The sequence below is a fragment of the Paracidovorax sp. MALMAid1276 genome (genome assembly GCF_049198005.1).
In the GTDB taxonomy this organism is placed as follows: Bacteria; Pseudomonadota; Gammaproteobacteria; order Burkholderiales; family Burkholderiaceae_C; genus Acidovorax.
The window spans coordinates 18,909-42,495 of record NZ_JBMIRS010000035.1 but is presented as its reverse complement, the minus strand read 5'-3'; the positions used below and the strand labels follow the sequence as shown (position 1 = coordinate 42,495).

The following is a 23,587-nucleotide window of genomic DNA, read 5'->3' as shown; positions in this document are numbered from 1 at the left end:
CGCCGCCCTTTGCATTCCCGTCGCCTCCGGGCTTTGCGTCCTGCCCCGGCCGCTTTGCGCGCGCTGGGTATTGCGGTGGCGGTGGCAGTGGCGGTGTCGGCCATGGCGGCGGCCTATGCGGGCCCGGCGCCCTGGTACTACTGGCGCAGCGCGGTCGACGGCGCCCGTGTCTGCGCCCAGACCTCGCCCGGCCCCGCCTGGGAGCGCGACAGCGATCCCTACGACGGCCCGGGTTGCCATCCCCGGCGCAAGGTGCTGATCGTGCCCATGCGCTGACGGGGGTGTTCGCCGCGGATGAACCGGGGGCACCGGGCGCTGCCGAGCAACGCCATGGCCCTCGGCTGATATAAAAATAATAGCTGTCAGCGCTTGTCACACAAGCGCTGGGGCCTGTTTTTGCTTGCAATGCTGTGCATGCATTCGATAATGGGGGGCACACTGCCGCTGCCCCACGCACTCACCAGACTCCACCGCGCATGACCGAACTCATCCTGATCCGCCACGGCGAAACCGACTGGAACCGCGAACTGCGCTTCCAGGGCCACGTCGACGTGCCCCTGAACTCCACCGGCCGCGAACAGGCCCGCCGCCTGGCCGAGCGCCTGGCCGCAGAACGCCCGCCGGTCGACCACCTCATCTGCAGCGACCTCATCCGCACCCGCGAGACCGCCGCGCCCAGCCTGCAGGTGTATTTTCCGCAGCTGTCCGTCGACACCCTCACCGACGCCAGCCTGCGCGAGCAGCACTTCGGCGTCGTCGACGGCCTGCGCGTGGACGACGTCAAGACCGGCCACGCCGACGCCTGGGAACGCTGGCTGCGCTTCGAGGCCGACTACGGCATGCCCGGCGGCGAGACCACCCGCCAGTTCCACACCCGCGTGATGGACGCCGTGCGCCGCATCGCACAGCAGCACGCGGGCCGAAAGGTGATGGTGGTGACCCACGGCGGCGTGCTCGACATGATCTGGCGCACCGCCCGCGGCACGGGCCTCGACGGCCCCCGCCAGAGCGACATCCCCAACGCCGGCCTGAACCGCGTACGCGTGGATGGCGACACGGTGGAAGTGCTGGACTGGGCCGACGTGCGGCACCTGGCGGATTTGCCAGCGCAGCCGGTGTATGACCAGAAGAAGCTGGTGGTCCGGTAGGGCGGTTCGCCGGTTTCTCGGGGTTCGGTAGATCAGCCCTGCAGCCGCGCCTGCCAATCTTCTGCAAGCCCCTGCTCCATCCGCCGCGCAAAAAGCTTGCGCCAAGACGGGGGCAGGGGGAGTTCCAGCACCTGACCCATCAGGTAAGGTTGGCATTCCCGGTCGCGGATCAGGGCCAGAAGCCGCTCCACGGTCCAGCCCGGGTGGGGCCGCTCCAGCAATTCCAGCGCATCACCGGCTTGCACGATGCCCGGCTGCAGCGTGCGGCAGTACCAGCCGGCGCGCAGCGTCTGCTGCACGCGCGCGGCCATGTCGGGCACGCCGAATCGCAGGTTCAGCTTCCAGCAGGGCTGCCGGCCCTGCGTGACCTGCAGCACCGCCGTGCCTGCGCGCCAGTGGTCACCGATGCACACGCCGCCTTCATCCACATCGGCCACGGCCAGGTTCTCGCAAAAGGCCCCGGGGGCTTGCAGCAACCCAGGTGGCAGGGCGGCTTCACCGCCCAGTTCGCGTTGCCACTGCGCATAGTGCGCCCAGGCATACAGGTGGACGGCCTTGTCGGGCCCGCCGTGAACGCGCAGGTCGGCCTGGGCATCGCCACTCAGGCCTTGGGGCCCGATGGCGACGGGTTGCGCCACCGGACGTTTGTCGATGGCACTGGTTGCGCCTGTGGTGCCCAACGGAGCCACGGGGCCGGACAGCACCTGCAGGATGCGGGCGGGGAAAGAGTGCATGTGCAATGCGTTGCTGGACATAGGTGAAAGGAATGGCGCCGTGCATTGTGGAGGGGCGCGCGGCCGGTAGCGCTTTTCCGGCCACGCACCCGCCACATCACCCCGCAGGCCGCAGCTTCACCGCCGGAAAGTCCACGGGCACATCCAGCGCCACGTTCACATAGTTGGTGAACAGGTTCAGCGCCACATGCGCCAGGATCTCCACCACGCCCTCGTCGCTGAAGCCGGCGTCGCGCAGGCGCTGCACCTCGTCGGCGCCGATGTGCCCGCGCTGTTCCACCACCTGCAGTGCAAAGCGCAGGGCGGCCTGGGTGGCGGGGTCGCTGGACTGGCCGCGTTGTGCTGCGGCCATGTCTTCGGCGCTGGCGCCTGCCTTGCGGCCCAGGGCCGTGTGGGCGGCCAGGCAGTATTCGCAGGCATTGCGGTTGGCGATGGCCACGGCGATCTGCTCGCCCAGCTGGCCGCCCAGGGTGCCTTGGGTGCCCAGGGCTGCAAACGCGGCCCACATGCTGTGCAGCGCGGCGGGCGAATGCGCCACGGCGCGGAACATGTGGGGCGTCGTGCCCAGCGCCGTGTGGATCTGGCCGAGCAGGGCCTGGCGGTCGGGCGTGGTGTGGGCGGGGTCGATGAGGGAAATGCGGCTCATGCGGAGATCTCCTTGGCGTCCAAAAAAGTGTCGAGGCCTGCAGTGTGTGCGCAGGATTTGTATGATGAGATGCATTGAGTCCATTAAACAATGCAGTTCGTCCAATGCGTCTCGACATCACCCCCCCGCCGCCCGTCCACGCGCAGACCAGCGGCGTCGACCGCCTGTCGGCCCTGCTGGAGCGGTTTCGCGTGCGTGCCCATTTGTTCCACGCGGGGCCACTGTGCGGCGTGACGCACTACGCGGCGCAGCCGGGGCGGGCGTTTTTGCATGTGCTGCGCCGGGGCGACATGCGGGTCACGCACCAGCCCCACAGCGGCGCACCACGCACGCTGCGGCTGGCCGAGCCCACGCTGCTGTTCTACCCCCGGCCGCTCGCCCACGACTTTCACAACGCGCCGCTGGAGGGCAGCGATTTCGTGTGCGCCACGCTGGATTTCGACGGCGGAGCGCGGCATCCGCTGGTGCAGGCGCTGCCGTCGGTGCTGGCGCTGCCCGTGGCGCGGGTGCAGGGCATCGGGCAGACGCTGCAGCTGCTGTTTGCCGAGACCGAGCAGGTGCGCTGCGGCCAGCGCCTGCTGGCCGACCGGCTGTTGGAGGTGCTGCTGCTGCAGATGCTGCGCTGGCTGCTGGACCACCCGGACGAGGGCGGCGTGCAGGCCGGGGTGCTGGCGGGGCTGGCACACCCCAAGCTGGCGCGCGCGCTGACCGGCCTGCACGAACAGCCGGGCGCCGACTGGTCGCTGCAGGCGCTGGCACGCGAGGCCGGCATGTCGCGCAGCGCGTTCGCAGCCGAGTTCAAGGCGGCGGTGGGCACATCGCCCGGCGACTATCTGCTGCGCTGGCGCGTGTCGATTGCGCAGGCCCAGCTGCGCGGCGGCACATCGGTGAAGGCGGTGAGCGACAGCCTGGGCTATGCCAGCCCGGCGGCCTTCAGCCGCGCCTTCACCCAGGCGGTGGGGGTGTCTCCCAGGGGGTGGCTGCGCGGCGAATTGGCGGTGATGAATGCTATCGAATAGATAGCTGAAAGCCCTTTATGGATAAGCGCTGAGGGCAAAAAATAGTCACATTTTTGAGCCGCGCAGGGCGCGGCGCGTCCCCACCCGGCGTCGGCGGCGTCAGCGGCCCTGCAGCGGCGTCAGGGTCACCGTGCTGCGGCCGGAGACGCTCGCTGCGAACTGCGCGCTGCGGGCCAGTTGGGCCACGGCGTCGGCGGTGAGCGCGAGCCCGTCCAGCGACGGGGCGGCAATCTGCAGCGCGTCCGGCACGCTGCGGGCGCCTTGGGCGCTGATCTGGATGCCGTGGCTGCTGAGCGGTTCCACCACGATGCTGGCGGGGGCCGCCTCGCCCTCGCCCGGCTCGGCCAGGTGATAGATGGCGGCCAGCACGGCATACAGCAGCGTGTGGGGGGCCTGGCTGTCGTCCTGCCAGCCCGGCGCGTCTTCCTGCAGCGGTGCCACCTCCATGCCCTGCACCATGAGCATGGGGCGCGCCAGGGCGGCGGCCTCCAACGCAATCGCCTTTAGTGAATGGCGCTCGCGCACCTGAGGGTCCCACTGGCGCAGGCGGCGAATGTGGGCCGACAGCTCGGTCAGCTGCTGCTCCAGCTGCTCCACGCGGGCCACGGCGTCGGCCGGGTTCAGGTCGGCGCGCTGCAGATGGCGCTTGAGCAAGGTGGTGCCCATGCGCATCACCGACAGGGGGCTGCTCAAGTCGTGCCGCAGCACGGGCATGGCGCGCAGCAGCACGGCGTGCTGCAGGCCGGCGTGGGTGACAAGGGGGCTGTGGTGCGGTTCCATGGGGTCGGTGGCCGAGGGGCTTGCGGGCAGATCAGGTCGAGCGGTTGGCGGGGCAGGGGAGGCCAGCTGTTCCAAGTGGTTGCTAGCGGTTACTAGCGGTTGCTCCAGCGTGCGATGAGCGCGTCCAGCGCGTCGAAATCAATCGGCTTGACCAGCACATGGTCGAAGCCCGCACCGCCGCCCGGGGCGTGGACCACGGCGCCTGTGACGGCCACGGCGATGGCCGGGGGCACGCCTTGGCTGGCCTGCAGGGCCTGCAGCTGCGGCAACAGCTGGGCGCCCGTGGTGTCGGGCAGATGGTGGTCCAGCATCAGCACCTCTGCAGGCTGTTCGCGCAGCAGCGCACACGCCTCGCTGCCGGTGGTGGCGGTGCGCACCACATGGCCCTCCATGCTCAGCAGCTCCTGCAGCAGTTCCGTGGCTTCTTGGTTGTCGTCGACGACGAGGATGTGCAGGGGCATGGCAGGTGAGAGATCAACAGGGCGAAGGGCGAGGGGCGGTGGCAGCGGGTGGATGCAGGACCTCGGACAAACACGTCAGGAGCCGCCGCAGACGTCAACCGGGGCCGGCCGGGGTGGCGCCGTTGTGCAGCCGCACCTCGAACACCACGTGCGGCGCATCGTAAGCGTAGCCGATGGTGCCGCCGTGCCCTTTGACGATTTCGCTGGCGATGTACAGGCCGAGGCCCAGGCCGGATCGGTTGCGCGTGTTGCCCAGCGAGGTGGACTTGAAGGGCGAAAACATCTGGTCGGCAATGTCGGCGGCGATCGGGGCCGACACATTGCGCACTTCGATGCGCACTTCGTGCGCGCTGCCATGCAGCCGGATCTCGACCGGGTGGCCGGTCTCGCCATGGTGGCGCGCATTGCTGATGAGGTTGGTGAGGACCTGGGCCATGCGGTCCGGATCAGCGCGCACGGCCTGCGCGGCGGGCAGCACGCCGACCAGCTGCGTGTGCGGGTGCGCGGTGCGGGCCTCGTCCATCAGGTCGTTGAGCAGTTGCACCAGGTCCACATCGCGCAGCGCAAGGTCGAGCCCCAGGCGGCTTTGCAGGCGCGACATGTCCATCACCTGGCTGATCAGGCGCTGCATGCGCCCGCTCGACGACTGGATGCGCTGCCCCAGCCGGCCGGCCTGCGCGCTGGCGTTGCTGCCGTCGTCCGGCGCACTCTTTTCGAGCATGCGCGCGGCCATGCTGATGGAATGCAGCGGGTCGCGCAGGTCGTGGCCCAGCATGGCCATGAGCTGGCTGCGGGCGGTGTGCAGCTCGGCATCGCGTGTGTGCTGGGCGCGGCGCAGCTCGTCGAGCAGCTCGCGGGCCATGGCCTCGTCGTCGGCGCTCCAGTGCTCGGCGGTCAGGTGCACGGTTTCTTTCCACAGCTCGAACGATCCGCGCGGCGTGAGCCGAGGGCCCAGCGGGCCGGGGCGGATGTCTTTTTCGGGCTTGCCGCCCCAGTGGATGGTCTCGAGCTGCTCCTTGCGCAGGAACACCAGCCAGGCGCCGCGGCCGGCATACAGCGGCAGGGCCAGCACGCCGCACCAGGGCATGAGTGCATCGGCCAGGTGGGGCGCCACCCCGGGCAGCGAGTGGGTGGCATACACCGCATCGCCGCCCTGCGAGGCATTCAGCCACTCGATGAGCGCGCGGGCTGCGGCCTCGGGCAGCTCGCCCTCCACGCACAGCTTGCCGTGCTCGGCCACCACCACGGCGCCAGCGCGCAGCTCGCGGCCCAGCGCGGCGGCGTGGGTGCACAGCGCGGCAAACTCGTCGTCGGAATGCAGCACGCTTTCGAGCACGCGGGTGCGCAGCGCTGCCGCCTGCAACTGCCGCTCGGCCAGGCTGCGCGACAGCGCCGCCTGAATGCTCGACCCCAATATCTGCGCGATGACGTCGCACGCCATGCGCACGCTGTAGGGCACCTGGCGCGGCGCCATGTGGTGGCAGGCGATGAGGCCCCACAGCGTGTTGTTGATGACGATGGACACGCTCATCGAGGCCCCCACGCCCATGTTGCCGAGGTACTCGATGTGGATGGGCGACACGCTGCGCAGGATGCTGGCGCTCAGGTCCAGCGGCGGCTGCGCGCCGTTCTGCCGCAGGGGCACGGTGGGCGACTGCACGTCGGCAATCAGCCGCAGCGTATTGGCCACGTACAGCGCGCGTGCCTGGGCAGGAATGTCGCTCGCCGGATAGCGGCGGCCCAGGTAGGCGTCCAGAAAATCCGCGCGTGCCTCGCCCACCACCTCGCCGCTGTGGTCGTGGCGGAATCGGTAGGCCATGACGCGGTCGAAACCCGTGAGCGCGCGCAGCTCTTGCGCGGCCAGCTGCAGCAGTTCGTTGATGTTGGCGCGCGGGCGGCGCAGCTTTTCCATGGCACGGTGGGCACGCACGGCAAAGCTCGCAAGCTCGCCCTCGGACGCATGGCGCAGCTCGAATTCGATCACCAGCAGGCCGTGTGAGAGGTGCATCACCACGTCGAAGGCACGTCCGTTGGCGGCCCACTCGGCGGGCATGGGCACGTCGGCATGGTCCACCAGGGCTGCCAGGCCCTCTTGCACCAGGGCACGCAGTTCTGCATGCCGGGCCAGCAGCGGGCTGGTTTGCACGTCTTGCGCAAGCGGCACCGCGTCGCCCAGCAGGTCGGCAAGGTTGCTGCTGGCGTGCTGCACGGTGCCGTGCATGTCCAGCGCCAGCAGCGCGCCGTGCGACTGGATGGCGCCCGGAATGTGGATGGGCTCGCGGTCGCAGTTCTCGAGCGTGGTGGGCGGCTGCCCGGCGCCGGTGGGCTGGGTCATGGCAGCAGCCCCCCGGTGCCTGTGAATTCATCGACCAGGCCATCGAAGGCCGCCTGGGCGCCATCGCATGCGGCGGCCACCGCGGCGGAGTGGTTCAGGTGGTCGCGCAGCTGGCCCACAAAACATTTCCAGCGGCCCGCCGTGTCGCCCGCGCTGCCCCGCAGGTAGCGCAGCGGGTGCGGCGCCAGCGCCCCTGCCAGGCGCGCGTGCAGCACCAGCCCGCCCAGCTGCGAGCCTTCGACCACGTAGCCCATGCCCCAGCGCGCGGCGCGGGCCTGGCCTGCGCCGCGTGCCTTTTGCAGCGCGGCCTCCGCGCGCAGGCGGGTGGGGGTGCTCGGCGCGGGCCAGCAGGCCGGGGCGGGCGCGGCAATGTCCTGCAGATCCTGCTGCAGGTGGGCCAGGCGGTGTGCGGGCATGAATTCGAAGTGCGGCATGTCGGCCTGCAGCGCCGCCAAGGGCGGCGACAGGGCCTGCAGCCATGCGGCCAGCCCGCGCGCGTGGGCGGCATAGTCCATCAGCGTCGCCGTGGGTTGTGCAATGGCCAGGCGGGCGTCGAGCATCGCATGGGTGGCCGCCGTGGCCTGGCGCAAGGCCTGCAGCGGGTCTGCGAAGGCGGTGAGAGGGGGAGGGACTGTGTCGCTGAGGGCCACGGGCGGAATCCATCGGATGAGGGTGCGCCCCGTTGTAGCGCGCTGCGGGTCATTCTACCGAGAAGCCGGCGGTGCGCCCCCGGGGAAAAAGAGTGCTGGAATCCCCGCGCGCGCGGTGCGCAGCACTACGCGCCCGGCGGCAGTGCCAGGGCCTCGTTCACGGCGCGCAGCTGCCGCGCCAGCCGCCGCGACTCGGGCTGCGCGTTGGCCAGCGGTTGCAGCAGGTTCTGCACGGTGGCCCACCGGCCGTGGCGCTGCAGCGCGTCCAGCCAGATCTGGTGGAACAGGTCGCGCTGGGCGTGGCTGCCGCCGATCTCGGTGAGGCGCGGCAGCGCCGTGCCCAGGTGCTGCGCCGCCGTGGCCCCGTCGCCTTCGGCATGCGCCAGCAGCCCGTGGGCGGCGGGCACGCACACCTGCTGCCACACGGCGCGCTCGTGGGGCTCGGTGCGGGTGGCGGCATGTGCGCCGATGTTGTGCAGCAGCGTGCGGGCCGCCTGTGTGCGGCCCGCTCGCGCCAGGCCATACAGGTACTGCAGGTCGAGAAACGGCAGCACATGGTCGGCCAGCCGCTGCCGCTCCAGGTGGTCGGCCAGGTCCGCCCAGCGGGCGGCGCCCACGCGGGCTCCGGCCAGCTCCAGCCGAACGAGCAGCGAGACGGCGTTGATCTGGTCTTGTGAATACTCCTTGACCACGCCCCACACCTGCGCGTCGTACAGCGCCAGCACCTCGTCGTGCCGGTCCTGCTCCAGCAGGAACAGTGCCTGGTGCCACCAGTTGTGCGTGACCATGAAAGAGTTCAGGCCCGTCCAGGTGTCTTGCACGCTGGCCATGAATGCGGCGCCCTCGTCGATGCGCCCCTGGGTGAGCATGACGTGCGCCAGGGCGTGGTGCGCCCAGGGCTCCTTGCGGCACAGGGCCATGGCGTGGCGCGCGGCAGATTCGGCCTGTGCGAGCCGGTGGCACTGCTCCCAGCCAAAGGCCAGCATGCCGTGCAGGTAGGGCACGTCGCCTGCGGCAGGCAGCGCCTGCAGCGCCAGGCGCAGCATGCCGGGCGAGTCGCCCCGGTTGAACAGGTGGTATTGCCCCAGCTTGACCGAGGCCAGGTCGCGCGGGTGCAGGCGTGCCTGTTCCTCGTGCAGCGCTATCGCGCGGGGCAGGTCCCCCTGAACCCAGGCGGCGACGGCCGCCACAAAGCGCTGCTCGCGCTCGCTGGCCCGGGGCGCGCTGGCCAGCGCCTGGTCGATGAAAGGCCGCGCGTTGCGGGGGGCGTCGGCAGATTCGGCAAACATGTGCAGCGCCGCGCAGCAGGCCTGCACGATGGCGCTGGCGTCGCCCGCCGCCTGCAGCACGTTCACGGCCCGGGCTTCGCAGGCGATGAAGCCTCCGACAAAGTCGTTCAGGGGGCCCAGGCTGGCGGCGTCGTGCAGCGCGACGGCGTTGCCGAGGCTGTCGGTGTGCGGCGCAGGCATGGCGAGGGTGCTTGTGGTGGTGCTGGCGAAGGCGGTGGGCGCTGGCGGGGCGCTACCGGCCCTGGATCAGCGCCAGATAGGCATTGCGCGTCTCGGCGGACACCGAGGCCACGAGCTGCTCATGCGGCGTCTGGTGCCGCGCGAGCATGCGCGCCGAGGCGATGGTGCGGGACTTGCAGTACCAGTGGCAGGTGTGCTGCATGAGGAACAGCTCGGCCGTCATCATGTAGGCCCGGTCACGGGGCGACAGGTGCCCTGTGTTCTGCACCACGTGCGCAATGCCGCGCGCGTGCACGGCCAGCGCGCGGCGCATGTCGAAGGTGAGGGCGGGCGCCAGCTTTTCGACGAAGGGGAAAGCGATGGCCAGGCGGCTGGTGCGGGCGTCGGGCTCTGGAACGCGGGCGAATTCGCTTGCGAAACGGCCGAACTGCTCTGCCAGCTGCGACTCGGTGGTGCTCAGCAGGCTCCACACCTGTGCGCGGCGCTCGTCCGTGCTCTCGCCCAGCGCACGCAGGTAGCCTTCCGTCAGCGCTTCCATCAGCTTCTCGATCTGGTAGTTGGCCAGATGGCTGCCCAGAAGGGCAATGCGCTTGCGCTGCTCCTTGGCATTGAGCAGGTAGGTGCCGGTGGCCAGGAAGATCGCCAGGATGAGGATGTCCATGCAGGGATGTGCTTGCAAATCAAGTCGTTGGGGGTGGGCGCGGCCCGCGAGGCGCTGTGCGCGGAACCGGTGCGGGTGAAGCCCCCAAGGTTACCAACAACGCGGCACGGTCAGCGCGCGGGCGGCTGCGGCCAGGGCTTCTGGGGGTCGCGGATCAGCTCGAACGCGTGCGACACCTGCAGCACGCCCAGGTCGTCAAAGCGCGCGCCTGCAATCTGCAGGCCGATGGGCAGCCCGGCGCGGGTGTAGCCGCAGTTGACGGAGGCCGCAGGCTGCTCCGACATGTTGAACGGCACGGTGAAGCCGATGTGTTCAAGCGGGCGCAGCGGGTCGTTGGTGGGCGAGGGCAGCTCGGCCTGGAAGGCGACGTTGGGCGCCACGGGCGAGATCACGTAGTCGAACGCGCTGCAGGCCCGGGCGGCGGCCACGCGCGTGAGGTGGAACTGCTGGCTGGCGTGGAACACCTCGGTGCCGCTCAGCCCGGCAGCGCTCTCGGCCCAGGTGCGGATGTAGGGCAGTACCTTGTCGCGCTGAACAGCGGGCAGGGCCTGCAGGTCGGTGTGCGAGCGCATGCGCCAGAAGTGGTCCATGCCGTCGAGCATGGCCTGCGTCATGAAGGGCTGCATGGGCACGATGACGGCGCCCGCGCTTTCCATCAGCCGGGCCGCGTGCTGCACAGCGGCGCTCACTTCGGGGTCCACGCTCAGGCCGCAGCCGGCGTCGAGCAGCAGGCCAATGCGCAGGCCGCGCAGGCGCTCGGCGCCCTTGTTGAACTGGCTCCAGGCGATGTCTTGCGCAGGCAGGCTCATGCTGTCGCGCGCATCGGGCTGGCTCAGCACCTGCATCATCAGCGCAGCGTCGGCCACGGTACGTGTCATGGGGCCGGCGGCGCGGCCGGTGTAGGGCGGATCGATGGGGATGCGGCCCAGGCTGGGCTTGAGGCTGAAGATGCCGCACCAGCTGGCGGGCAGGCGCAGCGAGCCCCCGATGTCGGTGCCGATGTGCAGCGGGCCATAGCCCGCCGCCGCCGCCGCGCCGCCGCCCGCGCTGGAGCCGCCGGGCCCTTTGCTCACGTCCCACGGGTTGCGCGACAGCGGGTGGAAGGTGGACAGGCCGGACGACAGCATGCCGTAGTCGGGCATGGTGGTCTTGGCGACGATGACGGCGCCCGATTCGCGCATGCGGGCGGCGGGGGGCGCGTCGGCCGCAGCGGGCGCCAGCTCCACCGCCGCCGTGCCCAGCGGCGTGGGATCGCCCTCGGTGGCGATGTTCTCCTTGATAGTGCTCGGCACGCCGTCAAGCAGCCCCTGCGGTTCGCCCCGCAGCCAGCGCGCCTCGGACGCGCGCGCCTGCTGCAGCGCCGCCTCGGGCCGCAGCAGATAGGTGGCCTGGATGTGGGGCTCCCAGCGCTCGATGTGCGCCAGCACGGCCTGCGTGACCTCCACCGGGGACAGCGTGCGCTGGCGGTAGGCAGCCAGGAGTTCGTGGGCGGGCAGGTCGTGCAAGGCGGTCATGGAGCGTCTAGAAAGTTTCTATAAGGAAAAAGTGCCTCCAGCGCTTACTGGTTAAGCGCTGGCAGCTATATTTTTAGGAGCTATCGGCTTCCAGGCATTTCAGTCATCAAATGCGCCGCATGCCCCCCGGCCCATGCAACTGGCGCGGCCCAATACCAGGGCAGCCGAGCAAGGGCCGCCCCGCCGCGAGGGCTGCGTCCCCCTGCCCACATCGCGCAGCGATGTGAGAGCGGGGGGAAGCGGCGCAGCCGCTCAGGGGGGTGTCCTATTTCTCAACCCCAGGACAGCGCGGAGATGTCGTTCACAAACACCGGCATGTCCTTCCACAGGCCCTTGAGGTTCTTGTTGGCCACCGTGATCCACTGGTTGGAATACAGAAACGCGTGCACCGAGTCCTCGGCCAGCAGGCGCTGCGCGTCGCCCAGCAGGCGCGTGCGGTCGGCGGGGCGGGCGGCGTTCTTGATCTGGTTGAACAGGTCGTTGAACTTGGCCGACTGGTAGCCCCAGTAGTAGTCGGGCTTGGCGAAGTTGCCCAGATCGAAAGGCTCCACGTGGCTGATGATGGTCAGGTCGTAGTTCTTGTTGCCGTAGGTGCCGCTCAGCCACTGCGCCCATTCCACGTTCTGGATCTTGGCGATGATGCCGACCTTGGCCAGCTGGGCGGCAATCACCTCGCCGCCTTGGCGCGCGTAGGGCGGTGGCGGCAGGGTCAGGGTCAGCTCCAGCGGGGTCTTGATGCCGGCCTCGGCCAGCAGGCGCTTGGCCTTTTCGGGGTCGTAGGGGTTCACGCCCGTGGTGTCCACATAGCCAAAGGCGCTGGGCACATAGTGGCTGCCGATGGGCGCGCCGTAGCCGTCGCCCGCGCCCTCGATCACGGCCTTGCGGTCCACGGCGGCAGCGATGGCGCGGCGCACGCGCACGTCGTCCAGCGGCTTCTTGGCGTTGTTGATGGCCAAAATGGTCTTGGCACGCGAGCCAGCCACGATGACCTGGTACCTGGCATTGCCCTTGAACTGCGCCACGCTGCGCGGCGTGACGCGCGGGAAGGCGTCCACGTCGCCCGCCAGCAGGGCGGCCACCTGGGCGGCCGGGTCGGAGATGAAGCGGAAGGTGGCGCGCTTGATCTTGATGGCCTTGGCGTCGCGGTAATCGGCCCAGGCCGTGAGCACCACGGACGAGCCCTTGTTCCACGCCTGCAACTGGTAGGGGCCGGTGCCCACGGGCTTGTTCGCGTTGGTGTCGGCGCTCTTGGGCTCCACGATGATGGAGGTGGCCTGGCCCAGCACGAACAGCAGGTCGGGGTCGATCTCCTTGTTGAGCAGCACCACGGTGTAGTCGTCCACCACCTGGGTGGTCAGGCCCGCGAAGGTGCGCTTGTCCTTGTTGGTGCTTTTTTCGCCGCCCGCACGGTCGTACGAGAACTTGACCGCGGCGGCGTTGAAGGGCTCGCCGTTCTGGAACTTCACGCCACGGCGCAGCTTGAAGGTGTAGGTCTTGAGGTCGGGCGAGACCTCCCAGCTTTCAGCCAGCAGGGGCGACACGCTGCCGTCGGCATTGATCTTGGTGAGCGTCTCGAAGATGTTGTACTGCACGATCTCGGCAATGGCCGAGGCGGCACCGGCCGTGGGGTCCAGGCCTGGGGGCTCCAGCGTCATCGCCAGCGTCACCGCATCTTTGCGGCCCTGCGCCAGGGCGCCAAGCGGGGTGGACAGGGGCACGGCGGCAATCGCGCCAGTGGCAAGGACGGTACGGCGGTTCAGCATGTTCGGACTCTCCAGACAAAAAACCAGACAAACAACGACCAGAAAAACCCCGGTGCAATTTGTTACCGGGGCGCAGAAAAGCTTTTTACACCATCACACCTGCCAGCGGTTACGCGATTTTTGCTGCGGCGGCCGCCGCACGGCGTGCCCGCGCACGGCCCGGCTGGACCTGGGGCACCGCGCCCACCAGCGACTGCGTGTAGGGGTGCTGCGCGTTGCGAAACAGCTCGCCTGGCGAGCCGCGCTCCACGATGCGCCCCTGGTACAGCACCACCACTTCGTCGCACAGGTGGTTGACCACCGCGAGGTCGTGGCTGATGAGCATGTAGGTGATGCCGAACTGCTGCTGCAGGTCCTGCATCAGGTTGAGCACCTGGGCCTGCACCGACACGTCGAGCGCGCTCACGGGCTCGTCCGCCACGATGAGGCGGGGTCGCGTGATGAGGGCGCGCGCAATGGCGATGCGCTGGCGCTGGCCGCCGGAAAACTCATGGGGGTACTTGCCCAGATCGGTGGGGCGCAGGCCCACCTGCGCGAGCACCTGGCCGGCCTGCTCGCGCTGCTCGGCCCGGGTCGTGCGGCCCTGGGCCTGCAGGGGCTCGGTGATGATGCGTTCTACCGTCTGGCGCGGGTCCAGCGATCCGTACGGGTCCTGGAACACCATCTGAAAGTCGCTGCGCGCCTGCCTCAGCTGCTCGGCGGGCAGCGCATGCAGGTTGCGGCCCATCAGCTCCACCGTGCCGGCGGTGGGCGTATCCAGCGCCATCACCAGCCGGGCCAGGGTGGACTTGCCCGAACCCGATTCGCCCACCACACCCAGGCTGCGCCCGGCCGCAATGGAGAAGCTCACGCCGTTGAGGGCTTGCACCGTTCCGGGTGGGCGGAACAGGTGTTCGCGCGGCAGCGTGTATTCGCGCACCAGATCGCGCACCTGCAGCAGGGGAGAGGCCGGGGCGTTCATGCGGCCACCTCCGCGCCCTGAGCGTGCGCAATCGCCTCCGGGCGCAGGCAGCGCACGGTGTGGTCACCATCGGCGTCGTGCGCCACGCGGGTCACGGGTGGCGCGTCGTGGTGGCAGGCGTCGATGGTGTAGCTGCAGCGGCCCGCAAACGGGCAGCCTTTGGGCAGGTCCACCAGCTCGGGCACCGTGCCGGGGATGGTGGACAGGCGCGGGCGCTGCCCGGGTGCGTGCACGGCGCCCAGGTGCGGGCGCGCGGCAAACAGGCCCCGTGTGTAGGGGTGGGCCATGGCCGAGAAGACGGACGCGGTGGAGCCGCTCTCCACCACGGTGCCGCCGTACATCACCATCATGCGGTCCACGTTCTGCGAGATCACGCCCAGGTCGTGCGAGATCAGGATCATGGCCATGTTGCGCTCGGCCACCAGGTCGCTGATGAGGTCCAGGATCTGCTGCTGGATGGTCACGTCGAGCGCCGTGGTGGGCTCGTCGGCAATCAGCAGGTCGGGCCCGCAGGCCAGCGCCATGGCAATGGTGATGCGCTGGCGCTGGCCGCCCGAGAACTGGTGCGGATAGGCGTCGATGCGCTGCGCCGCGTTGGGAATGCCCACGCGGTCCAGCAGCGCAATCGCCTCCTTACGCGCGCTGCCCGCATCCATGCCCCGGTGCAGGCGCAGCGGCTCGGCCACCTGGCGGCCGATGGTGTGCACGGGGTTCAGCGCCGTCATCGGCTCCTGGAACACCATGCCGATGCGGTTGCCGCGCATCCTGCACATCTGCGCATCGGTGCGGCCCACCAGTTCTTCGCCGTCAAAGCGGATGCTGCCGGTGACCTGCGCGCTGTCGGGCAGCAAACCCATGAGGGACATGGCGGTGATGGACTTGCCGCAGCCCGATTCGCCGATCAGGCCCAGGGTTTCGCCGCGTTCCAGGGAAAAGTTCACGCCCCGAACCGCGTCGGCCGGGCCTCGGTGCGTCTGCAGCCGGATGCGGAGATTGGAGACTTCTAGCAGGGGCATGGTGGGGCTCGTCGCGGGCTTTTCTTGTTCTTCGCGTGGCATCAGCGTTTTCGGGACAAACGTGGGTCCAGCAGGTCGCGCAGCCCGTCCCCCAGCAGGTTCAGGCCCAGCACGGCCAGCGCAATGGCCACGCCGGGCCACACGGCCAGCAGCGGCGCCTGGAACATCAAGGTTTGCGCCTCGCTGAGCATGCGGCCCCACGAGGGCTGGGGTGGCTGCGTGCCCAGGCCCAGGTACGACAGCGCCGCCTCGGCCAGGATGGCCAGCGCGAACTGGATGGTGGTCTGCACGATCAGCACCGACAGGATATTGGGCAGCACATGCTCCAGCGTGATGCGCCAGCTGCCCTTGCCGCAGGCACGCGCGGCCAGGATGTATTCGCGCGCCCACACGGCGTTGGCCGAGGCGCGCGTGACCCGCGCAAACGTGGGGATGTAGAAGATGCCGATGGCGATGATGGAGTTGACGATGCCCGCGCCAAACACCGCCGTCATCATGATGGCCAGCAGCAGCGCCGGGAAGGCAAAGGTGAAGTCGGCCAGCCGCATGATGATTTCTTCGACCCAGCCGCGCTTGGCCGCAGCCAGCAGGCCCAGCGCCGTGCCAATGGACAGGCCGATGCCCACCGCGATCACGCCGACCAGGATGGAATTGCGCGCGCCCACCATCAGCAGCGAGGCGACATCGCGCCCGAAGGCATCGGTGCCCAGCCAGTGCTTGGCGGATGGCCCGGCCAGCTTGTTGGCCATGTCCATTTCGTAGGGCGACCAGGGCGTCCAGACCAGCGACAGCGCGGCGGCCAGCACCAGCAGCAGCGAGAGCACCGCACCGACGACGAAGCTGCGGTGGCGCAGCGCGCGGTGCGTCCAGCCCGGGGCGGCGGCTGCGGTGGGAGAGGAGGGAGAAAGTGCGGCGCTCATGGGGATCAGATGTCGGAAGCCTTCACGCGCGGGTCGATCACGGCATACAGCACGTCGACCACGAAGTTCACGATGATGACCATGGCGGCCAGCAGCATCACGCAGTTGCGCACCACGATCAGGTCGCGGTTGGAGATGGACTGGAAGATGAGCCGGCCCAGGCCGGGCAGGTAGAACACGTTTTCCACCACGATGGTGCCCGCCAGCAGCGAGGCAAACTGCAGCCCCATCACCGTGACCACCGGGATCATGGCGTTGCGCAGCACATGGCCCCACAGTGCTGCGCGCTGCGAAAGTCCCTTGGCGCGCGCGGTGCGCACAAAATCTTCACGCAGCACTTCGAGCACCGCCGAGCGCGTGATCCGCGCCAGGATGGCGGCCTGCACCACGGCCAGCGCAATCGCGGGCAGCAGCAGGGCCTTGAGGGCTTCCAGCGGGCTGCCGCCGGCGTCTTCCGTCCATCCCGGAAAGCCGCCGGCCGAGAACCACTGCAGCTTCACCGAAAAGAGCAGGATCAGCAGGATGGCGAACCAGAAGTTGGGAATGGCAATGCCGATCTGCGCCAGGCCCATCACGCCCACATCACCCAGCTTGTTGTGCCGGGCGGCGGCGTAGACACCGGCGGCCAGCGCCAGCACCGTGGTGATGACCATGGCCATCAAGGCCAGCGGCACCGTAAGGGCCAGGCGCTCCAGCACCAGATCGAGCACCGGCGAGCTGTAGGCGTAGCTGTCGCCCATGTTGCCCACCACCAGGCCGCTCACCCACTGCCAGTAGCGCAGGCTGGCCGGCTGGTCCAGCCCCAGCTTGCTGGCGAGCGCAGCCACCGCGTCGGGCGAGGCGTCGGGCCCCATGAGCATCTGCGCGGCATTGCCCGGAAGGATTTCCAGCACCAGGAACACGACGATGGAAGCGCCGATCAGCGTGGCCAGAAGGGTGACAAACCGCTTGAGAAAGAACAGGCCCATGGGTGGCGTGGGGGTGCGTGGGGAAGGGGGCGAGACGCTCTGGCGTCACAATTAATGTGTATACACAGCATAACGGCAAAAACATCCCCGCCAGCGGTGGTGGGTTGCAGTGTGGCACGCAAGGCACAGGCCACCGTCGCGGGATAATACGGAGCATGAACCGCGCCGAGCACCCCTCCGTCATCATTGCTTCGGGCATGCACCCCCAGGAGGCCGTATGGCGCTGATGATCACGGACGAGTGCATCAACTGCGATGTGTGCGAGCCCGAGTGCCCCAACCAGGCCATCTACCTCGGGCAGGAAATCTACGAGATCGACCCGAACAAATGCACCGAGTGCGTGGGCCACTTCGACGAGCCCCAGTGCGTGCAGGTCTGCCCTGTGGCCTGCATCCCCGTGAACCCGCAGCATGTGGAAACGCGCGAGACGCTGTGGCAGAAGTTTCAGCGCCTGCAGGTGCCTGCGGCAGGGTAGATTTCAGATGTTTTTGGGCTTTAGCGCTTATCCAGTAAGCGCTAACAGCTATAAAAACAATAGCTCACCGGTTTCCACTCTCCGGCTTCCAGTTTTAGCTGGTCGCTCTCTCAGTCTTCCACGGGCCGCGCTGGTTTGGGGCGGGGCGGCTTGGTGGTGTGGATCAGCAAGGTGGCCTTGTCCATCTCGCCCGCCAGCAGAGCCGGGCAGGCCTTGAGCGAGTGCGTGATGCTGTCTTCGATCAGCGTGCGCTGATCGGGTGACGGCTTTTTCAGCACCCAGTTCGCCACTTCGCTCTTCACGCCCGGGTGGCCGATGCCGATGCGCAGCCGCCAGTAATCCGGCGAGCCCAGCTGGCCGTGGATGTCGCGCAGGCCGTTGTGCCCCGCGTGGCTGCCGCCGCGCTTGAGCTTCACCTGCCCGGGGGGGATGTCCAGCTCATCGTGCACCACCAGGATCTCGTCGGGCTGAATCTTGAAGAACCGCGCAAGCGAGGCGACGGACTTGCCCGACAGGTTCATGAACGTTTGCGGCTCCAGCAGCCACACGCTCTGGCCATGCACCGTGGTGCGCGCCACCAGCCCGTGGTAGCTGCGCTCGGGCACGAGCGTGGCCTTGAGTTCCCGCGCCAGCGCATCGATCCACCAGAACCCGGCGTTGTGGCGCGTGGCTTCGTAGTCGGGGCCGGGATTCCCCAGGCCTACAAACAGCTTGATCATCTGCGGGATTATCGGTGCGTGAAAAAAACAAACGGCCCACCGAGGTGGGCCGTCGTCGTACAGCCGTACCCGCCGAGACGGGGGGGCTGGTGGGGCAGGTGATTGCCCCGTCTATCGTGATGGGCGATGGGCTGAACATCAGCCCAAGACCAGCCCAAGGCAGAAGATTACTTCTTGCCCTTCTTGCCCTTGGCGTCAGCAGCGGGTGCGGCTTCGGCAGGGGTTTCCACGATCACAGCGGGAGGCACAACAGACACCAGCGCGGGGTTGTTGTTCTGGCCGCCACGGATCTTGGCTGCCACGCCGCGGGGCAGCTTGATGTCCTTCAGATGCAGGGAGCCGCCCTTTTCGAGCTTGGACAGGTCCACAGCGATGAATTCGGGCAGATCCGAAGGCATGCAGGTCACGTCCAGTTCGTTCACGACGGGGTTGACCATGCACTTGTCCACCTTCACGGCGTTGGACTCTTCAGCGCCGCTGTAGTGCAGTGGCACCTTCAGGTGCAGCTTGGTCTTGTTGTCCACGCGCTGGAAGTCGATGTGCAGCACCTGTTGCTTGAACGGGTGGTATTGCACGTCACGCAGCACGACCTTGCTGGTCTTGCCGGCCACTTCCATGTCCAGCACGCTGGAGTGGAAAGCTTCCTTCTTGAGGGCGTGCCACAGTGCGTTGTGGTCGATCTCGATCAGTTGGGGTTCGGCGGCACCACCGTAGACGATGCCAGGGGCCTTGCCCGAGTTGCGCAGACGGCGGCTCGCACCCGTACCCTGCTTGGCGCGCTCAAAAGCGACGAAGTTCATAGTTGGCTCCAGAAAAGGGCAGACCGCGACCAGTGCTGCCCTGTTGTAAAAAGACCTGCTGGGCCGGAGTGGCGGCAGGCCTGCTTGGTGTTCTCGAACACACAAGCCTCCCGAAGGAGGCCGCATGCAAAACCCGGGCGTTGACGCTGCGCCTGCAGGGCGCGTCGCCACACCGTGTGGGGTTATTCCGAGAACAGGCTCATCACCGACTCACCCTTGGCAATGCGCTGGATCGTCTCGGCGATCAGCGGGGCCACGGAGAGCTGGCGAATCTTGGTGCATCCCTTGGCGTTGTCGCTCAGGGGAATGGTATTGGTCACGACCACTTCATCGAGGGCCGTGCCCTGTGCGATGCGTTCAATGGCGGGACCCGAAAAAATGGGGTGGGTGCAATAGGCGTACACGCTCTTGGCGCCGCGCTCCTTCAGCACTTCGGCAGCCTTCACCAGCGTGCCGGCGGTGTCGATCATGTCGTCCATGATCACGCAGTTGCGGCCTTCGATTTCACCGATCACGTGCATCACTTCCGACACGTTGGCCTTGGGGCGGCGCTTGTCGATGATGGCCAGATCGCAATTGAGCTGCTTGGCCAGGGCCCGTGCGCGCACCACGCCACCCACGTCGGGCGACACCACGATCAGGTCTTCGTAATTCTTCTGGCGCAGGTCGCCCAGCAGCACCGGGGATGCATAGATGTTGTCCACCGGAATATCGAAGAAACCCTGGATCTGGTCGGCATGCAGGTCCATGGTCAGCACGCGGGCCACGCCCACGGCCTGCAGCATGTTGGCCACCACCTTGGCGGTGATGGGCACGCGGGTGGAGCGCGGGCGGCGGTCCTGGCGGGCATAGCCGAAATAGGGGATCACGGCACTGATGCGCTCGGCCGACGCACGCTTGAGCGCATCGACCATGATCAGCAGTTCCATGAGGTTTTCGTTCGTGGGCGCGCAGGTGGACTGCACCACGAACACATCGCGGGCACGGACGTTTTGCTTGATCTCGACGGTGACTTCACCGTCCGAGAAGCGGCCGACATCGGCGGAGCCGAGGTTGGTGCCGAGGTGTTGGGCAATTTCAGCTGCCATGCCAGGGTTGGCATTGCCGGTGAAAACCATGAAGTCGGGGTGGTAGGCTTGCATGAGCGTCCCAGCGGTCTGAAAAAAATGCCCGTACGCGAAAGGAAATTTGGCAGGGGAAGAAGGATTCGAACCTTCGCATGCCGGAATCAAAATCCGGTGCCTTAACCAGCTTGGCGACTCCCCTACACAGGTCTACTGCCGAAGGCAGCAAACCTCAATTCTCGTCTGTTGCCCACCCTGCCAGAGGATGGATCATCAGATTTTCACACTCCCTGACTTGCCAGCCCTGCGGGGCTCCGCTCAAGTCAATCGCATGTGACATATGCGCAAACACCGCACTTCCAGAGCCTGTCATCCGGCCTTGCAACCCGCGATCCTTGAGCCAATCGATGGCGTCAGTCACGTCGGGGCATAGTGCCTGGGCAACGGGCTGCAAGTCATTTCGACCAAAGTCAAAGTGTGCTGCAGCAAAGCCTAAGATTGTAGCACTATCTGAATCGCGTTTCAGACTTGGAGATGAAAAAATTGCTTTTGTCTCCAGGCCGGCTGCGGGCTTCACAACGGCGAAGCGCGCTTGCGGTAGTTGCTGAGCATTCTCGAGCGGCGTGATTGTCTCACCAATTCCCTCCACCCAGGCATTGCGGCCCCTTAAAAAAAAGGGCACGTCTGCTCCGAGGCGCAGGCCGATGGTTTCGAGTGCATGGCGCGGGAGGTGCAGTCCCCACAAGCGATTCAGTGCAAGCAGGGTGCTTGCAGCATCCGAAGAGCCGCCGCCCATGCCGGCTTGCGCGGGCACTGTCTTCAGCACGCCGATGTGCGCACCCTGCGTGCAGCCGGTGGCGCTTTGCAATGCGCGCGCAGCGCGCAGCGTCAGGTCATCTTCAGGCAGCGCTGCGCCCAGATCCTCGCGCGTGACGCCGGGGCTCTCGCACCGTTCGAAATGTAATGTGTCGCACCAGTCGATCAGCATGAAGGCCGACTGCAGCAAGTGGTAGCCGTCTGCGCGCCGCCCCGTGATGTGGAGAAACAGATTGAGCTTGGCCGGAGCCGGCACGTCATACAGGGCATGCATGATGAAAATGGGCAGCGAGGTCGATACGCGCTCTGACTCCGGGAGGGCGGAGTCGGATCAAGGCGTCAGGGCAATGCGCAGCGTGGCTTGCGGTGCGGGCTCCACGCGGCGCGCCAGAAGGCGGCCACTCTCCAGCGCGGACAGATCGGCCTGCCATCCGGGCTCCTGAGCGTCCACACCACGCAGCCACTGGAACAGTGCGGGCACGGGCAGGCGGGTGCCGGTGACGTCCTGAATCAGACTGTCAAGGGAGTTGGAGGAGCGAACGTCCTGGCCGCTGGTCATGAGCTGCGCATGGCCGTCGCTCCATTCCAGTTGGGCCAGCCGGTTGCCCAGCGGGCTGATCAGCACCAGCGCGCCATTTTGCGGGTTGCCGCGCAGCTCGAACGATGCCGAAAAAGATTGCGCTGCGTGGCCTTCCACCTGAAGGGCGAGCCGGCCACTCCAGAAATTGTCATTCGCGTTGCTACGTTGCAAAGGCTGGGCGCAGCCGAGCAGGCCGCAGAGCGCCAGCATGAGAGCTGTGCGCCAGAACGCCGTGCACGCACCCGCGATGGACCCGGATGTTCGTACGATCAACGAGGCTTGCGGACACTGCATCAAAGAGCGACCCCTAGCCGCGCCAACGTTTCCTTGAGCGTTTCATTGTCTGGGTTCACGCGCTGGGCCTCGCGCCAGATCTTGCGCGCGGCATCGCGGTCGCCCAGGCTCCAGAGCACTTCGCCCAGATGCGCGCCGATTTCCACATCCGGCCGCGTGCGGTAGGCCGCTTCCAGGTGCCGCCGAGCCTCGGCGGCATTGCCCAGCCGAAACTCCACCCACCCGAGGCTGTCCGTGATGAAGGGGTCGCCTGGAGCCAGTTCCAGTGCCTTCAGGATCAGCTGTTTGGCTTCATCCAGCTTCACCCCGCGCTCCGCAAAGGAGTATCCCAGCGCGTTGTATGCGTGGTGGTGCTGCGGCTGCCGAGCGATGAGCTGCCTGAGCAATTGCTCCATGGTGTCGAGCTGTCCCGCCTTTTCCGCCAGCATGGCCTGGTCATAGACCAGATCGGCATCCTCGGGGGCGAGCGCCACCAGTTCCACCTGAACTTCATACGCTTGCCGATACATCTTCAAGTCGCGCAGCAACTGCACTTCGGCTGCGAGCTTCATTCTCCTGTCGTCGGGAGATGTGCCGGGAAGGCCGCGCAAGAGCGCGCGCGCTTCAGCCAGCTTGCCTTGCCGCGCAAGCAGTGAAGCGCGGCGGCTCTGGGCACTGAAGACCTCTTCCACATTGTCGATCCGCCGCAGCCAGCCTTCAGCCGCTGTGTAGTCTTTCTTCTTTTCAGCGATTTGCGCGTAGAGCAAGTAGGCCTGGGTAAGACCCCGTTCGCGCGATGGGTCAGAGCCGCCCGCAGAGGCCATCTCGATGTAGCGCTGCAGGGATTTTTCCGCTTCCGGCAGACGATTGTCCTGGTATTGCAGTGAGGCGAGCACCAGCCAGGGCTCCGCCATCTCGGGCTTGCTCCGGGTCACGGCCTCCAGCTGGCGGGCGGCGTCTGGAAGACGTTGAAGGCCCAGCAGTACGCGGGCATAGGCCATGCGCAGCTCTGGGACAGGCTGGCCCGCCAGTGTCTGCATCACCAGCGGCTCTGCCTGCGGGACGTTGTCTTCCATCAATTCAAGCCCAAGGCGTGCCGCACCTTCATTGGCGTTGTCCAGGTGCTGGGCGCTGCGTGCCGCTTCAAGCGCGCCTGCCTTGTCGCCCGCTGCCAGTCGCAGACGGCCCAGGGAGACCCAGGCAATGGGCCCGGTCGCGGGGTGTGTCAACTCATCTGTCAACGCTTCGCCCACGACTTTGGCGGCGAGCGCCTTGTCGCTGGCCCTGCCATAAAGCTGCGGTAGCGCTGCGAGCGTGCTGGCCTTGGCGCGGGCAGGCGCCTGTGCGAGTTCCTGGCGCAGCAGCGCGGGGGTTTCTCCGATCCTGTTCAGCGCAATCAGGATCTGCAGAACGTAGCGGTTCGCTTCGCGGGATTCGGGCTGCGCCGCTTTCCAGGCCATAGCCGCTGCAAGGGCATAGTCGCCCGAGCGGGACTGCAGCGCGATGTCGGCGGCACGCTGGTACAGCTGACCATCGCCAGACCGGCGCGCCGCTTCCAGAAGCAGCGCATACCCGGCGCCAGGATCCCCCATGCGCGCGCTCAACTCGCCCAAAAAAATCTCGTAGAACAGCTCGGCGTCGAGTGCCGGGTTGGAGGCCATGGGCGATGCCGACCCGGGCGCAGGCTGCTGAGCGCCGGGCTGGGCCCAGACTGTCAGGGCGGATGCCGTGATGGCAGCACTCAGAGCAACGTTTCGAAAGCGGAGGTTTAGCACCATCGGGCCATAATAATCCATGCCCGCCAACCTGCAGCCC

General features: G+C 67.6%; 24 protein-coding genes and 1 tRNA gene. 4 read left to right on the top strand and 21 right to left on the bottom strand.

The features are described from left to right. Positions 1–33: 33 nt before the first annotated feature. Together ACOQFS_RS01720 and ACOQFS_RS01715 are read left to right on the top strand one after the other, a co-directional pair. The gene (locus ACOQFS_RS01720; RefSeq protein ID WP_421561269.1) at positions 34–276 is read left to right on the top strand and encodes a hypothetical protein; all 243 of its coding nucleotides are present in this window, start codon (positions 34–36) and stop codon (positions 274–276) included. 200 nt (positions 277–476) lie between these two features. Next, positions 477–1,148, top strand: a complete 672-nt coding sequence (locus ACOQFS_RS01715) for a histidine phosphatase family protein (protein ID WP_421561260.1) — start codon at positions 477–479, stop codon at positions 1,146–1,148. 32 nt (positions 1,149–1,180) lie between these two features. Here ACOQFS_RS01715 and ACOQFS_RS01710 read toward each other — a convergent pair whose 3' ends face one another. Continuing rightward, complete coding sequence (locus ACOQFS_RS01710) at positions 1,181–1,882, bottom strand: MOSC domain-containing protein (RefSeq protein WP_421561259.1); 702 nt, start codon at positions 1,880–1,882, stop codon at positions 1,181–1,183. A 97-nt stretch (positions 1,883–1,979) separates the two neighbouring features. Next, a complete protein-coding gene (locus ACOQFS_RS01705) occupies positions 1,980–2,528 on the bottom strand; it encodes a carboxymuconolactone decarboxylase family protein (protein WP_421561258.1) in 549 nt (182 codons plus the stop codon). A gap of 104 nt (positions 2,529–2,632) precedes the next feature. Here ACOQFS_RS01705 and ACOQFS_RS01700 point away from each other — a divergent pair, with 104 nt between their 5' ends. Then, the gene (locus ACOQFS_RS01700) at positions 2,633–3,547 is read left to right on the top strand and encodes an AraC family transcriptional regulator (RefSeq protein WP_421561257.1); all 915 of its coding nucleotides are present in this window, start codon (positions 2,633–2,635) and stop codon (positions 3,545–3,547) included. A gap of 99 nt (positions 3,548–3,646) precedes the next feature. On the opposite strand, the gene ACOQFS_RS01695 is transcribed toward ACOQFS_RS01700, so the two are convergent. The 12 genes from ACOQFS_RS01695 to ACOQFS_RS01640 all read right to left on the bottom strand — a co-directional run bounded on the left by ACOQFS_RS01695 (position 3,647) and on the right by ACOQFS_RS01640 (position 17,045). Beyond that, entirely contained in the window at positions 3,647–4,327 is a 681-nt protein-coding gene (locus ACOQFS_RS01695) for a hypothetical protein (RefSeq protein WP_421561256.1), read from the bottom strand. 92 nt (positions 4,328–4,419) lie between these two features. Next, on the bottom strand, positions 4,420–4,788 hold the full coding sequence (locus tag ACOQFS_RS01690; protein WP_421561255.1) for a response regulator: 369 nt from the start codon (positions 4,786–4,788) through the stop codon (positions 4,420–4,422). 94 nt (positions 4,789–4,882) lie between these two features. Next, positions 4,883–7,123, bottom strand: a complete 2,241-nt coding sequence (locus tag ACOQFS_RS01685) for an ATP-binding protein (RefSeq protein WP_421561254.1) — start codon at positions 7,121–7,123, stop codon at positions 4,883–4,885. Continuing rightward, positions 7,120–7,773, bottom strand: coding sequence for a biliverdin-producing heme oxygenase (locus ACOQFS_RS01680; RefSeq protein WP_421561253.1), 654 nt, complete (start codon positions 7,771–7,773; stop codon positions 7,120–7,122). The genes ACOQFS_RS01685 and ACOQFS_RS01680 overlap by 4 nt, the downstream gene beginning before the upstream one ends. Before the next feature lie 125 nt (positions 7,774–7,898). Then, positions 7,899–9,242 carry a tetratricopeptide repeat protein gene (locus ACOQFS_RS01675; protein ID WP_421561252.1) on the bottom strand — a complete coding sequence of 448 codons (1,344 nt, stop codon included), beginning with the start codon at positions 9,240–9,242 and terminating at the stop codon, positions 7,899–7,901. A gap of 52 nt (positions 9,243–9,294) precedes the next feature. Then, positions 9,295–9,903, bottom strand: a complete 609-nt coding sequence (locus tag ACOQFS_RS01670) for a hypothetical protein (protein ID WP_421561251.1) — start codon at positions 9,901–9,903, stop codon at positions 9,295–9,297. 110 nt (positions 9,904–10,013) lie between these two features. Beyond that, positions 10,014–11,417 carry an amidase gene (locus ACOQFS_RS01665; protein WP_421561250.1) on the bottom strand — a complete coding sequence of 468 codons (1,404 nt, stop codon included), beginning with the start codon at positions 11,415–11,417 and terminating at the stop codon, positions 10,014–10,016. A 272-nt stretch (positions 11,418–11,689) separates the two neighbouring features. Then, the gene (locus tag ACOQFS_RS01660; protein ID WP_421561249.1) at positions 11,690–13,180 is read right to left on the bottom strand and encodes an ABC transporter substrate-binding protein; all 1,491 of its coding nucleotides are present in this window, start codon (positions 13,178–13,180) and stop codon (positions 11,690–11,692) included. Between the two features lie 109 nt (positions 13,181–13,289). Then, entirely contained in the window at positions 13,290–14,141 is an 852-nt protein-coding gene (locus tag ACOQFS_RS01655; RefSeq protein WP_421561248.1) for an ATP-binding cassette domain-containing protein, read from the bottom strand. Then, entirely contained in the window at positions 14,138–15,157 is a 1,020-nt protein-coding gene (locus tag ACOQFS_RS01650) for an ABC transporter ATP-binding protein (RefSeq protein WP_421561247.1), read from the bottom strand. The genes ACOQFS_RS01655 and ACOQFS_RS01650 overlap by 4 nt, the downstream gene beginning before the upstream one ends. A 41-nt stretch (positions 15,158–15,198) precedes the next feature. Further along, complete coding sequence (locus tag ACOQFS_RS01645; RefSeq protein ID WP_421561246.1) at positions 15,199–16,077, bottom strand: ABC transporter permease; 879 nt, start codon at positions 16,075–16,077, stop codon at positions 15,199–15,201. 5 nt (positions 16,078–16,082) lie between these two features. Continuing rightward, the gene (locus ACOQFS_RS01640; protein WP_421561245.1) at positions 16,083–17,045 is read right to left on the bottom strand and encodes an ABC transporter permease; all 963 of its coding nucleotides are present in this window, start codon (positions 17,043–17,045) and stop codon (positions 16,083–16,085) included. Positions 17,046–17,262: 217 nt separating this feature from the next. On the opposite strand from ACOQFS_RS01640, the gene ACOQFS_RS01635 reads away from it, so the two are divergent. Then, positions 17,263–17,520 (top strand): YfhL family 4Fe-4S dicluster ferredoxin, encoded by a 258-nt coding sequence (locus tag ACOQFS_RS01635; RefSeq protein WP_421561244.1) that lies wholly within the window; start codon positions 17,263–17,265, stop codon positions 17,518–17,520. Between the two features lie 110 nt (positions 17,521–17,630). Here ACOQFS_RS01635 and pth read toward each other — a convergent pair whose 3' ends face one another. The 7 genes from pth to ACOQFS_RS01600 form a co-directional block, all read right to left on the bottom strand. Continuing rightward, positions 17,631–18,239: an aminoacyl-tRNA hydrolase gene (gene pth, locus ACOQFS_RS01630; RefSeq protein ID WP_421561243.1), complete on the bottom strand. Its 609-nt coding sequence runs from the start codon at positions 18,237–18,239 to the stop codon at positions 17,631–17,633. A gap of 167 nt (positions 18,240–18,406) precedes the next feature. After that, positions 18,407–19,039: a 50S ribosomal protein L25/general stress protein Ctc gene (locus tag ACOQFS_RS01625; RefSeq protein WP_421561242.1), complete on the bottom strand. Its 633-nt coding sequence runs from the start codon at positions 19,037–19,039 to the stop codon at positions 18,407–18,409. Between the two features lie 182 nt (positions 19,040–19,221). After that, a complete protein-coding gene (locus ACOQFS_RS01620; RefSeq protein ID WP_421561241.1) occupies positions 19,222–20,181 on the bottom strand; it encodes a ribose-phosphate pyrophosphokinase in 960 nt (319 codons plus the stop codon). Positions 20,182–20,228: 47 nt separating this feature from the next. Then, a tRNA-Gln gene (locus ACOQFS_RS01615) sits at positions 20,229–20,305 on the bottom strand. Between the two features lie 30 nt (positions 20,306–20,335). Beyond that, complete coding sequence (gene ispE / locus ACOQFS_RS01610) at positions 20,336–21,193, bottom strand: 4-(cytidine 5'-diphospho)-2-C-methyl-D-erythritol kinase (protein ID WP_421561240.1); 858 nt, start codon at positions 21,191–21,193, stop codon at positions 20,336–20,338. A gap of 57 nt (positions 21,194–21,250) precedes the next feature. Then, positions 21,251–21,709 carry a lipoprotein insertase outer membrane protein LolB gene (locus tag ACOQFS_RS01605; RefSeq protein ID WP_421561239.1) on the bottom strand — a complete coding sequence of 153 codons (459 nt, stop codon included), beginning with the start codon at positions 21,707–21,709 and terminating at the stop codon, positions 21,251–21,253. Positions 21,710–21,792: 83 nt separating this feature from the next. After that, positions 21,793–23,568 carry a tetratricopeptide repeat protein gene (locus ACOQFS_RS01600; RefSeq protein ID WP_421561238.1) on the bottom strand — a complete coding sequence of 592 codons (1,776 nt, stop codon included), beginning with the start codon at positions 23,566–23,568 and terminating at the stop codon, positions 21,793–21,795. Positions 23,569–23,587: the final 19 nt, after the last annotated feature.